General features: G+C 44.1%; 10 protein-coding genes. 4 read left to right on the top strand and 6 right to left on the bottom strand.

Annotated features, from left to right (window positions below; translation table 11 throughout):
* Positions 1-79 precede the first annotated feature (79 nt).
* From AB4154_RS20175 to AB4154_RS20190, 4 genes are all read right to left on the bottom strand, one after another.
* Positions 80-1,951 carry a methyl-accepting chemotaxis protein gene (locus AB4154_RS20175; RefSeq protein WP_017062748.1) on the bottom strand — a complete coding sequence of 624 codons (1,872 nt, stop codon included), beginning with the start codon at positions 1,949-1,951 and terminating at the stop codon, positions 80-82.
* A 435-nt stretch (positions 1,952-2,386) separates the two neighbouring features.
* The gene (locus tag AB4154_RS20180) at positions 2,387-3,757 is read right to left on the bottom strand and encodes a YjiH family protein (protein WP_017067418.1); all 1,371 of its coding nucleotides are present in this window, start codon (positions 3,755-3,757) and stop codon (positions 2,387-2,389) included.
* Between the two features lie 228 nt (positions 3,758-3,985).
* Complete coding sequence (locus AB4154_RS20185; protein WP_017062746.1) at positions 3,986-4,660, bottom strand: YoaK family protein; 675 nt, start codon at positions 4,658-4,660, stop codon at positions 3,986-3,988.
* A 175-nt stretch (positions 4,661-4,835) separates the two neighbouring features.
* Positions 4,836-5,318: a GFA family protein gene (locus AB4154_RS20190; protein ID WP_170791798.1), complete on the bottom strand. Its 483-nt coding sequence runs from the start codon at positions 5,316-5,318 to the stop codon at positions 4,836-4,838.
* A gap of 32 nt (positions 5,319-5,350) precedes the next feature.
* On the opposite strand from AB4154_RS20190, the gene AB4154_RS20195 reads away from it, so the two are divergent.
* From AB4154_RS20195 to AB4154_RS20205, 3 genes are all read left to right on the top strand, one after another.
* Entirely contained in the window at positions 5,351-6,004 is a 654-nt protein-coding gene (locus tag AB4154_RS20195; RefSeq protein WP_372123951.1) for a hypothetical protein, read from the top strand.
* Positions 6,005-6,128: 124 nt separating this feature from the next.
* Positions 6,129-6,428: an isoamylase early set domain-containing protein gene (locus AB4154_RS20200; protein ID WP_009845720.1), complete on the top strand. Its 300-nt coding sequence runs from the start codon at positions 6,129-6,131 to the stop codon at positions 6,426-6,428.
* A 276-nt stretch (positions 6,429-6,704) separates the two neighbouring features.
* Entirely contained in the window at positions 6,705-8,015 is a 1,311-nt protein-coding gene (locus AB4154_RS20205) for a peptidoglycan DD-metalloendopeptidase family protein (RefSeq protein WP_029235892.1), read from the top strand.
* Positions 8,016-8,121: 106 nt separating this feature from the next.
* Here AB4154_RS20205 and AB4154_RS20210 read toward each other — a convergent pair whose 3' ends face one another.
* Positions 8,122-9,966, bottom strand: a complete 1,845-nt coding sequence (locus AB4154_RS20210; protein ID WP_372123953.1) for a putative bifunctional diguanylate cyclase/phosphodiesterase — start codon at positions 9,964-9,966, stop codon at positions 8,122-8,124.
* Positions 9,967-10,108: 142 nt separating this feature from the next.
* Positions 10,109-11,005, bottom strand: a complete 897-nt coding sequence (locus AB4154_RS20215) for a LysR family transcriptional regulator (protein WP_017062741.1) — start codon at positions 11,003-11,005, stop codon at positions 10,109-10,111.
* A 108-nt stretch (positions 11,006-11,113) separates the two neighbouring features.
* On the opposite strand from AB4154_RS20215, the gene AB4154_RS20220 reads away from it, so the two are divergent.
* Positions 11,114-12,319, top strand: coding sequence for a multidrug effflux MFS transporter (locus tag AB4154_RS20220; RefSeq protein ID WP_017062740.1), 1,206 nt, complete (start codon positions 11,114-11,116; stop codon positions 12,317-12,319).
* Positions 12,320-12,334 lie beyond the last annotated feature (15 nt).

A 12,334-nucleotide genomic window follows, 5' to 3' on the forward strand; every position in this document is an offset into this window, starting at 1 on the left:
GGGCTTTTTATTTTAAGCTATTGCTCGGTAACTAAACCAAATGGCGACTCAGCCAAACGGCAACTGAGCCAAACCTTGGTTAAACCGTAAACTTATTCAATAGCTCGTCTTGTTGGCGAACATTGTCAGTTTGCTGCTGCATTGCGGTATTCGCTTCTTGGGCCGCTGTTGATACTTGTGTTGAAAGGTCTTTGATCTTAACAGTGTTGTTATTGATCTCTTCCGCTACTAAGCTCTGCTCTTCTGCCGCTGAAGCAATCTGGATGTTCATATCTGAGATGCGTTGAATCGCGTCACGGATACGGTCAAGTGAAGAGTTCGCTTGCTGAGCGCGTTCAACGGCGTCAGTGGCTGTGTCTTTACTTTGGTTCATCGCGTTCGATACTGAGCTTGCACCCGCTTGGAGCTGCTCGATCATGTTGCGGATTTCCGTAGTTGATTCTTGAGTACGTTGTGCCAGAGTACGAACTTCATCGGCAACGACTGCGAAACCACGGCCTGATTCACCAGCACGCGCCGCTTCAATAGCCGCATTCAATGCCAGTAGGTTGGTTTGGTCTGCAATATCGTTGATTACTTTTAGAATTGTTTCGATGTTGGCTGTTGCTGATTCAAGTACTTGTACTTCGGCAACCGCTTGGTCGATACGTGCTGAAAGGTTATCAATCGCTTGAGTGGTGTCACTTACGACAGATGTGCCGTCTAGCGTTGCTTCGTCTGCTTCACGGGCTGCCGCTGCTGCGCCTTGAGCATTGTTTGCAACTTCAGTTGCAGTAACCGCCATCTCGTTCATTGCAGTCGCTAACTGTTCAAGCTCTTCCAGTTGGGTATTCATCGCTTTCGCTGATTCGCCTGCACCTTTAACCGTGATTTCAGTACCACGCTTAATTTCAACACCAATCGCTTTCGATTGAATGATCTGATTTTGCAGGTTTTCAGTAAAGGTGTTGAAACCTTTCGCTAGGTCAGAGAACTCTTGGTCTGTGTTGGTATCTAGGCGCTTAGTTAAATCACCTTGACCGCTCGCCACATCTTGAATGGCTTGGTTAAGCGCATCCAGTGGACGCATTAACACACGAATCAGAACAGTCAGTGCAATGATGCTGAGAATAACTGCAATCAACGAGTAGATCATTGAGCTGTTCTTCAATTCTTCAACGGTTTGGAACGCGATCTCTTCATCGAGGATTGCACCTATATACCAATCTTCACTAGGGATGTGGGTGAAATTAACTAGGAACATTTTGCCGTCGACTTCAATTTCTTGAGAGCCTTCACGAATAGTCGCTTGTGGCATGTAGCTTGATAGCGTTTCACCGTTGTTTTTCGCATTTGGGTGAGCAATCGTGGTGCCGTCGGCTGTTACTAGGAACAGGTAACCCGCATCAAACAAGTTCACTTGGTTGACCAAGGTAGCAAGGTTCGTCAATTCTAGGTCGTAGAACATACCCGCAGTAAAGCGGCCGTTGTCTTTAACTGGAGTACCTACTGATATGATGACTTTCTTACTTGATGCATCCACATAAGGAGCGGTAACAACTAAACTGTTTTTGGATTTAGCATCAATGTACCAAGGACGAATTCGTGGGTCGTAGTCTGGACCGGCATCCCAACCATCATCATTTTCAATAACGAAACCGTTTGCTTCATAACCAAAACCAACCGCTAGGAAGCTGTTTTTAAGCTTTGGCTTTTCTAAGATTTCTTTAACGTAAGCGCGATCTTCAGGGTTGATCTCGATGACTTCAGTCGTCGATTGAGCCAACGCTTTCTTGGCGTTCATCTCCGATACGACGGTATTTTTCACGCCCGAGACCATCTCTTTCAGGCTCGCATTGACGTGGTTTTCTACTGCACTTCTTACAGTGTAAAGTTGTTGTATTGAAAGCAATGATACTGTCACTAGCAGCAAGGCTGATGATGCAGCAACCACCTTATGGCTAAATTTCATTGAGTTTTCCCCTTCTCACAGGCTTTGCGAAGACTAAAGTTAATCGTGTTTTTGTAATTATATATATCGACTAGATTGGGTTTTACTTGAATGTAATTTCACAAAATAGACTGCAAAAATACAACAACCTAAACAATACAAAATTCACTAAATCACATATTTGTTACTTTTAGTATTTGGTTCAATGAGTTGGGGAATGGGGCTAGACAGAGTTTAAGGAGGGATTAAGAATGTATTAATTTGACGATTATGCGTTCAGTTTTCTATTAACAAGAGGTGGGTTGAATAAATGATATGAAATCAAGTGATATACAGAACTTATAAATTGATTGAACTCTAAATAATGCTGTGTATATATTTGTGCTAATAAAAAGCCCCACAAAAGTGAGGCTTTATAAACTGAATCTTTATTGAGTTACATAAGTAGTATCTAATTTAGAATATTAGATGCGCTACACCAGCGATAACTGGAAGCGTAATTAACGTACGTAGAATAAAGATAATAAACAGTTCTAAGATGTTCACTGGAATCTTACTGCCTAGAAGCAGAGCGCCCACTTCAGACATGTAGATCAGCTGAGTTACCGACATTGCTGCAATAACAAAGCGAGTCATCTCGTTGTCGATAGAAGCCGCAAGGATTGCTGGAATAAACATATCCGCAAAACCAACAACAATCGTTTCAGATGCTGCAACCGCTTCAGGAACACCAAGTAGCTCTAGGAATGGAATGAAAGGCTGACCTAGGATTGAGAACACAGACGTGTATTCCGCAATAACCAGTGCCATTGTACCTAAACCCATAACAACAGGCAGTACGCCAAATACCATATCTACGGCGTTACGAACGCCTTCGCCAAATACAGATTTAGCCGACTTTACTTGAGATGCTTTATTTACCGCTAGCTCAAGACCCCAAGAGAACGTTGAGTGACCTGCTGGGATCGCGTCAGCGTCTTTGTGCGGCTTGCTGCCATCAATGAAAGTATCTTTCTTCATGCTTAGTGGTGGAAGGCGAGGGATGATCACCGCTGCCACAATACCCGCTAAACAGATTGCTGCGTAGAAAGGTAGGAACAGGTGCTCTAGTTCTACCTGAGCAATAACCACAAGACTGAATGTGATAGATACTGCTGAGAAAGTCGTACCAACAACCGCAGCTTCACGCTGAGTGTAGAATTTCTTCTCGTACTGTTTGCTTGTAAGCAGGATACCAACACTGCCGTCACCCAACCAAGAAGCCATACAGTCAATAGCACTGCGGCCTGGTAGGTTGAAGATTGGACGCATGATTTTACTTAGTAGCGTGCCAAACAGCTCTAGTAGACCAAAGTTAAGTAGAAGCGGAAGTAGCAAACCAGCAAAGATGAATACTGAGAACAGTGTCGGAAGCAGGCCTTCTAGAACCAGACCACCAGTATTTTCTTCCCAAATAACCTCAGGGCCAACTTGGAAGAAAGCCATAACGGCTGCAGCACCACCAATTAAACGAACCAGCAACCACAGTGGAGATGGGTTGAAAAGGCCGTTTAAAAATGAATTTGATGTAATGAATGTAGGCTTAAAAATGGTGCTTAAAACTGAAGCTACAGACATGAAAGCAACGATCGCAGTGATGATAGGGACTAGATATTCACCGAAAACCGCTTGAATTGATTTGGCTAAGATAGCTACAGGGATGGTTAGATCACCTTGATAGCTGATTGGCGCCATGAAAAGGAATAAACCAATCAATGATGGGATTAAGAAAACCCAGAAACTGCCTTTAGATTTCTCTGTTTGAGCAGTATTCTTGTTGTTAGACATGTTATTGTTCTCGAATTTCTACACGTAAAAAAGCCACATCCTTGGCATTTTTATTCACTAAACGTCCGTATTTTCTCATTGGGTGCAAGATTACCCAGTATTAATATCGCTTGCAATACTATTCATCAAATATCGCTAAATATTCATACTGGTTATTCTGCAACGTATTAATAGTTTAGAATAAAGTGTTGCGGATGTTACGTAGTTTGAGGTTATATTGCCAGATATTTATAAATTGACTGGGGTTTCAGTTCGATAGGTCAAGTATAACCAGTAGCTAAACGCAATAATGAAAGCAAAAGAGGCAGGGAAAGCCAATGCCAAGATTTCGAAGCGTTGGAACAGACAAGCGCCAATTAAGCCGCCAAACAGGAAGCCAACCACAATGAAAATTAGCAGTTTGGCTTTACGGCGGTCAAAAGGCATCCCCTTTAAGCGAGCGCCAATCATGATCCCAAGATCGGTAATGATCCCGCTCATGTGTGTTGTTCGAATGATTGCCCCGCTGTAAGTGGTGATCATCGCGTTCTGCAAACCACACGCGGCTGAAGCGAAATACTGACCTGAAGTATAGCCTTGCAACAGTGTCCACAGCGCCAAAAACAGCAATCCACCCTCAATACATAGTGCAACACCGTAACGGCGTCCTAACTTCAATGCTTGGTTTTCAATAAAGAACCCGCTGAACGCCGCACCTAACATGAAGCTCATGATCACCAATAGGAGGTGAACAGAAGCCGAGGTCGGTGTAAGCAGGCTACTGCCTAGCAAAGACATGGTGCCGGAGATATGGGAGATAGCTTGATGTTGGAAGCCAAGTAAGCCGATAGCATTAACACTGCCAGCAAGACCAGCTAACAAAAGGGCGCCGTATTCAACCCAGCGAGGTAACTTAGAAATCATGTGGTTCACCCTGGGTTAAATAGAGGAGCAAGATTATAACGCTAGACAAAAGATACGCTAGCGCTGTGAAGCGGTGATATTTGATCTTAGGCAACAGTATTGCAGTTTGTTTTAATACTGTTGCTATATAAAGATAACGGTCAATAACGAGATAAAGATAACGCTCAATGACGAACTAGTTGTAATGGCTCATTTGGTGGTCGAACTTAACCCAACCGTGTTTGCGTTCTTCATAAACCGAAAAGCTCGGCAGTGGGAAGTCTTGCTCTTTAAATAATCCGAGCGGGACGATATAAAAATCAGCGGCGGCAACCGACTGCAAAAGCATGGTGGTGCCACACTTGGGACAAAACTGATAGGTGACTTCATTACCCGTATCGCTGATGCGTGAAAAAGAGGTCACTTCACCGCTGAGTGTAACTTGTTCTATTGGGAACCGAGCTTGAATGCCGAACACACTTCCGGTGCGTTTCTGACACTCATAGCAATGGCAGACAGATGTACGTTGAGGTTCACCTCGGCATACTAGGTTGACTGCTCCACAGCGGCATTCGCAACTTCTGATATTTCTATCTTTAATATGATTGATATCCATCCATGCTCCACTTCTGGTTAACCCTGTATTGATAATTATACTAAAGCCCTTTATGGTCTGCACAACTGGATGAAAACAAAAGAATATAATTGCCCATGAAAAAGAAAATCTTACCTATCCCTCTGATTCTACTGATTCCAATTGTCATGCTGGTTGTGGTGATAGTAGCGGGTATTTATCGCTTTAGCTTAAGTGATGAAGAGATCTTGGCGAAGTTTCCTTCTTCTCAAGTGAGTTATGACCCAGTCGTAGAAACCGTTTTTGATTTGAAGACGACCAATCCATGGACAATTAAAGTTCCTGAGACTAACGCCTACGCTTTTATCAATGAAGTTGATGAGCCTAGAGCCATCGCGTTTGGACGCTATGACTCAGGTGTTGAGCGCGGTGTGGTAACGGTAGACACCAATAATCTTTCAGCCGCCACGTTGGGCAAGGCGAGTTTCTTTGTCGCGCCGATGTGGATATCTAACCAAGGCAGCGGTGTTTTCTATTATCTAGGCCTGTTTAAGCATGACCAGCAACGAAGCCGTGTGGTGTTAGTCGACCAACTTTTACTGGGTGATCGTATACAAATTCAGACATTGGAGGTAGCTCAGCAGCCAGGTTCGCAATCACAGAATAAACTTACTGGGGAAGGTTTTATCGGCTTTACTCAGCATTCTGCGGAACAATCATTTGCAGACCCCCCTTCTGAAAAGGTGTTAATGAGTTTTTCTTTTGATACGCAATCAATTGGTAAGCAATAACGTTTTCGTGAATGTAAGGATCTGTTGTTTATGTGAGCCAAATTACATATTATCTTAGTTAGATGAATGAAATTTAGACACAGTTAGCTTTGTGTCCGCTTATTATTACAAATGGAGCTTGCGAATGATTAATAAACGTTTTTTTAAGACGAAAGATGAAGTTGAAGTGACCTTCGAGCTAGAAGCTCAGGAAGCGAACTCTGTATCCATCGTTGCTGACTTTCTTGATTGGAAAGCCACCCCAATGAAAAAACTGGCCAAAGGGAAGGTTTACAAGTTTAAAACTCGTCTACCTAAAGATGGCGAGTTTCAATTCCGCTACCTAGTTGATGACCAACAATGGGTGAACGATGCGAATGCCGATCGTTACATCCCAAATGAATTTGGTGAAGACAACTGCCTAGTGTCGACGGTAAACGCATAATCTTTTCTTAAAGCCAGCGACTAATTCGCTTCGTTTATTAATTATTCGAAACGGAATAACGTCAACCAATAGAAAGCAGAAACTAGCCGTTTCTGCTTTTTTATTTTTAAATTTAGCGGTTAATTTTATTTCTTATCTAGTGGCTCTTCATCTACGGCAACTCAATGACTTAGGCTAAGTTGGGAAGATTCACATCATATTATGACAATGCATTGATGATTTATGCGTTTGAAAAGCATATCATATGCCTTTATATCGTAGAAAGACCTGTTTACCGTGTATTCAAAAATATTTCCCTCTCCGTTTGCTGAGCTTTCACCTGTAAAAAAAGTAGCTATTTTGGGACTGCCACTTATTGCTGCGATTGGTGTTGCTTTGCAATCGTCACAATCGGATCTGACGAAAACGATCGATCTTGATTTGCCCGACTCAACCGTGATTGAGTCAATTCTGTCACCTTCTTCTGTTACTGTTATCGAACCGCCAACGTTTGAGTACCAAATTCAATCTGGCGATAACTTGAGTAGCATCTTCACTCAGCTTGGATTTTCTTACAAATCGATGATGAGCGTGATGGAAACTGATTTGAACTTCCTTGCTTTAGATACGCTTCGTCCGGGTAATACATTACGCTTTTGGCGTGATGAAGCGACCGGCGACCTTTCTAAAATGGAACTTCAATTTAGCGTCGCGGACAAAGTGGTTTACCGATTACTTGATGACGGCAGCTACGAATTCGAAGACATCTCTATTCCTGGTGAATGGAAGCAAAAACCTCTCGTGGGTGATATTCATGGCAGCTTCTCAATGTCGGCGAATAAAGCTGGCCTGAACAGCCTTGAGATTGACCATATTGTGACTCTTCTTAAAGACAAGCTGAACTTCAGCCGCGACCTACGTGCTGGCGATCAGTTTGAAGTGCTTCAAAAAGCGCAATATGTTGATGGTGTTGCAACCGGAAAACGTGAAATTGAAGCAATTAAGATCATGAATCGTAACCGCGTTGTGTCAGCATACTTACACACCGACGGACAATATTACGATGCTAATGGCGATAGCCTTCAACGTGCTTTCCAACGTTACCCAGTGAGCAGTAGCTGGCGTCAGAGTTCTCAATTTAACCCTAAACGTCTACACCCTGTGACTGGCCGAATCTCACCGCACAACGGTACGGATTTCGCGACACCAATTGGCACACCTGTTCAAGCAACGGGTGATGGCAAAGTGATCATGACGCGTAAACACCCTTATGCGGGTAACTATGTGGTGATTCAACACGGTAGCACTTATAAAACGCGCTACTTGCACTTAAGCAAGATCCTTGTTCGTAAAGGACAAACGGTATCTCGTGGTCAACGTATTGGCCTATCGGGTAAAACGGGTCGAGTGACAGGTGCTCACTTGCACTATGAACTGATCGAACGTGGTCGCCCTGTTGATGCGATGAAAGCGAATATCCCAATGGCCGATTCTGTGCCTAAAAAGGAAAAAGCGACATTCACAGCCGCGAGAGATGAAGCCGACAAGCTATTGAAGGCAGCGTTAGAAACGCGCAATCTAGCAATGGTTAATAATGCTAGTAAGTAGCTAGCCATTAAACTGTTTTAAAGCCGCAAGAGCATCACAAAGCACAGTCAGTGTTAAGTGATGCTCTTGCGGCTTTTTAGTTCTCAATAGAAGGTTCGGTAAGGGTTTAAACTAAAGGCTCTGAGTGCGCGACATAGCTAACGATAGCTTCAGGTCGCATTGGAGGTGAGTAGAGGTAACCTTGGATCTTGTCACATCCCATCGCGTGCAGCTTTTCTAATTGCTCACGCTTCTCAACACCTTCCGCAACCAAAGATACATCGAGTCTATGGGCCAGTTGAACAATCAGCCATACTACGCTCTCTGAGGTCGAACTAGTTAACAAGTCTCGAATAAAGGTCGCATCAATTTTAATGCAATCGATAGGGTAGCTGTGGATGTAGTTCAAACTGGAGTAGCCTGTACCAAAGTCGTCGAGTGCGATCGTGAAGCCTTGTCCTCTCAGAAAGTTAAGCGCGGATTTTGTCTCTTGTGTTGGCGATAACAGAACGGTTTCGGTTAACTCGATAACAAACTCATTCGCCTTAAAATGGTGCTGTTCAATGGTTCGAGTCAGGTAGGATATATAACGTTTCGAATCAGTAAGCTCGTGCGCAGAGCAGTTGATTCCAAGTTTAACCTTGTAGCCCAAGCCTTGCTCTAGTGTGGTTTTAGCGCGGCACACCAATTCAATAATGCGTTCACCTAATTCGACAATCAGCCCTGACTCTTCTGCCACTTGAATAAACTCTACGGGTGAGATGTCTCCATGTCTGGCGGTTTTCCAGCGAGTCAGTACCTCGAAATATTCCCATTGCGTTTCACCTTGACCCACAATCGGCTGTACCACTACGTACATTCCATTGCTGTCGGGGATATAGCTTTGTGAAATTGGGTTTTCCAGCTCACTTCGTAGCGCTGCGACTAGCTCGGTTTTTCTTTGGTAACGAACTCTTAAGTGAGTGTCATAACATTGAATATGAGTATCTTGGCTGTGTTTACACTCTTTAAGCGCCAAGCTGGTATTGAAGATGATTTGCTCAACGTCTTTGTTGTCTCCATCCGAACTGGCAATACCGATGCTGACGTCGAAATCTATCTTGATATCAACGCTACTGTAGCCCTGCTTAATTTTGGCCAGTATTTGTTCGCACACGGCTATCGGATCAGAATGGTAGGTGATGAAGGCGAACTCGTTGCCAGCAGTCCGGAAAGTCAGGTTGCTTTCAGGTAAAGTTCGGCGCAATATTTCTGCGACAAACTGCAGCACCTTGTCGCCAATATAATTACCGTGCATATCATTAATGGCTTTGAAGCTATTGATATCGAGTAAAGCCAGTGTAAACGGAGTGACGCTCTGTTGAGTAATCGACTCTAAGGTATCTGATAAACAGCTTCGGTTGAGTAACCCGGTTAGGCTGTCGTGTGACACCTCATAACTAAGCTGATTTACAAGTTGTTCGGAACGATCGTTAAACCACATTTCACGCAAGGTGTGGATGATGATGTCGGCGAACAATTGATGGTGCTTTACCACGTCTTGTTGCTGATCAGGGCTAAGAGGCGAGGTGAACGTTGAAAACAGCACGCCCATCACTTCGCCACTTTGAGTTTGAGTCGGGATCGCGATGGAGTTTTGTGAGGTGATTTCCTGCCTAAATGCCGATGTTGGCAATGACTGGACGATGTACTGAGAAAATGAGCAATCTGGGTGTCTTTGATTGAAGGCTTGTTGGTAGATGTGACCATGGCGCGCATTGATTTTGTCATGTAATACATGATCAGAATGGGCGATCACCAAAGGAACGGTTTGGTCAGGGAAGTACTTCTTCTCAATGATGCTAGTGTATTGAGTATCAAAGGTCTGATGTAAAGTAAGCACAGCTGACTCTAAAAGGTCGATACCTTCCAATTTCAGCAAACGGCCAATGCGCTCTGTGTCTATCATGCTATTGTGCGTATGTTGAGTCATAGCCACCACCCCTAGTTAACCAGATTCACTGTGTAAGCGGTATACGTATTATCTTGTATATGTGCGAACTTGTATAATCTATATGCGTCAAGTTTATTATTGACCGTGTTGTATAACTTTTCAAATTAAAATGTGACTTATTTCACAGAGCTTGCGTGCTACGCTCTTTGTCTAGCCTGTCTTTCAGATGGTCCAAAAAGAGCTTGGTTCGCGTGTGCGAGTAATCAAGCTTAGGGTAGTACGCGTAAACCATCACTTCGTCGGCGGTAATATTTGGCAATACTGGAACTAATGTCCCTTGCTTTAGATCCTCTTTGATCATCGCTTTGATGGTTAACAGTACGCCCATTCCTCGCTTCGCAGCATGAAACAAAGCCTCTGGATTGGTGGTCGCAAAGTTACCATTGAGGGTGATGCGTTGCCCTTTGGTGAGTGTGACTTCTCGGGTAGGGCGCTCTCCCCAAATCAAAGAGTTGTGTTGTTCTAAGTCCTGCTCGTTGGCGGGGTAACCATGTTTAGCTAAATAGCTTGGCGCTGCATAGAAGCTGGCTTTGTGTTCAAACAGCGGTGTTTTCTTGAAGCTTAAGGAGTTGAGCTGTTCCAGTTCACGACTGATCACCAGATCTAAGCCCAGTTCAGGTAATTGGCCTGGCGTGGTCGTGATCAGCTGCACCTTAATGTCTGGGTATTTTTCTAAGAAGTCGTCCATGTATTGCACCAGAAACTTAGAGCCAACCGCAATCGTAGCGCCAATCTTTAATAGGCCTGCTGGGGTTTGGTTAACCGAGCGAGTCTCATCAATAATGGACTGCCAATTGTCGAGCTGATCCTTGGCTCGCAGGTAAAAGAGCGCACCTGCTTCGGTTTGGCTAATTGATCGCGTGGTACGCTTTAACAGTTGGGTGCCGATGCGCTCTTCTAACCAGTTCACTCTTTTACTGATCGCCGAGCTGGTGGTGTTCAGCTTTCGAGCAGCACCATTGAAGCTGCCTTCTTCGACTACTCTGACGTAGCTTTTTACGTTAAGAATCCAATCCATATTATTTCCTGTTGGGACTTAATAAAATTCCAATTTAGCTAATTATCAATTATTGGTTTTGAATGTAAACTCGTCTAATGAACAAATATCAAACGAATAGGGAATTTTTTGAGCCAATCGACCTTTAAAAAAACACCGTTACTCTTAGCAATGATGATTATTGCTACGGGGCAGGTGGGTGTGAGCATCTACTTGCCAGCATTACCGTTAATTGCTTCTGATTTAAGTGCTACTCAAGTAGATGTACAGCTTCTCGTCACGCTGTTTCTGGTGGGTTTTGGCTTGTCTCAGCTATTTTACGGACCGATGTCCGATGCGGTGGGAAGAAGACCTATCTTCTTGTTAGGTCAGGGTGTTTATTTGATTGGTACAGTCGTTTGTGTTGTGTTTTCTGACAATATGACGGCGCTAGAAGTTGGTCGCTTGCTGCAAGGTTTAGGGGCGGGCAGTGCCTCGGTTCTTGGGCGAAGTGTGCTTCGTGACAGCTATGATGGTTCACAGCTTACCAAAGCGTTGTCTTATATCTCGATCACCGCTTCGATCATGCCGATCATCGCGCCTGTATTTGGTGGCTGGATTTCATTCCACCTTGGTTGGCAGGCGGTGTTCCTTTTCGTTCTATTGTATTTACTGGCGATATTCACACTGGGTTACTTTGTTCTGCATGAAACTTTGCCATACGGAAAGAGCCGCTTTGATGCGTGCCAAGTGGTGAATAACTACGGACGCTTGTTGACCAATCGCCAAGTGTTGACCAGTGCCAGTTACAACTGGATGAGCTACATGGCGAGTTTGGTATCGCTGTCGTTGTTTCCATTCTTAATGCAAGAGCAATTGGGGCTGACCGCCGCTGAGTATGGTTCATTGATGATTGTCCCTTCGGCAGGCTTACTGATCGGTAGCGTGGCTTTGAACTTGCTCAATCGTAGGTTTAGTACGCCCCAACTGATGAGCCTAGCTATTTTGATTATCTTGGCATCGGGAACTTGGCTTCTTACTCATGAGTTATCCATCTTTAACTTAGTTTGGGCGTTTACTTGGTTGGCGATAGCACAAGGCATCTCGTTCCCATTATCAATCAGCATGTTATTAGAACCTCATAAGAAACAAGCGGGAGCAGTGTCGGCATTGTCTGGTTCAATTCAGATGTGTTTAGCGGGTTTATTGGGTGGGTATCTTGTAGAGAGTTGGGTCACGACTCATCTTCAATTAGGCGTGTTCTACCTCATTATTGGTGCAGCCATGGGCGGAGTGCTTTGGTCTTCAACCAAAATGAACAACAAAGGCGATACTGTTGAAGTGGAATATAGCTAAATGCCAAATTCACTA

It is taken from the genome of Vibrio sp. 10N.286.51.B11 (genome assembly GCF_041469245.1).
Lineage (GTDB): Bacteria > Pseudomonadota > Gammaproteobacteria > Enterobacterales > Vibrionaceae > Vibrio > Vibrio crassostreae_C.

What these genes read in the sequence shown, in the direction of transcription:
- AB4154_RS20195 (WP_372123951.1), top strand. Translation starts at nt 5,351, where the DNA reads ATGAAAAAGAAAATCTTACCTATCCCTCTGATTCTACTGATTCCAATT.
- AB4154_RS20215 (WP_017062741.1), bottom strand. Translation starts at nt 11,005, where the DNA reads ATGGATTGGATTCTTAACGTAAAAAGCTACGTCAGAGTAGTCGAAGAA.
- AB4154_RS20210 (WP_372123953.1), bottom strand. Translation starts at nt 9,966, where the DNA reads ATGACTCAACATACGCACAATAGCATGATAGACACAGAGCGCATTGGC.
- AB4154_RS20180 (WP_017067418.1), bottom strand. Translation starts at nt 3,757, where the DNA reads ATGTCTAACAACAAGAATACTGCTCAAACAGAGAAATCTAAAGGCAGT.
- AB4154_RS20185 (WP_017062746.1), bottom strand. Translation starts at nt 4,660, where the DNA reads ATGATTTCTAAGTTACCTCGCTGGGTTGAATACGGCGCCCTTTTGTTA.
- AB4154_RS20200 (WP_009845720.1), top strand. Translation starts at nt 6,129, where the DNA reads ATGATTAATAAACGTTTTTTTAAGACGAAAGATGAAGTTGAAGTGACC.
- AB4154_RS20175 (WP_017062748.1), bottom strand. Translation starts at nt 1,951, where the DNA reads ATGAAATTTAGCCATAAGGTGGTTGCTGCATCATCAGCCTTGCTGCTA.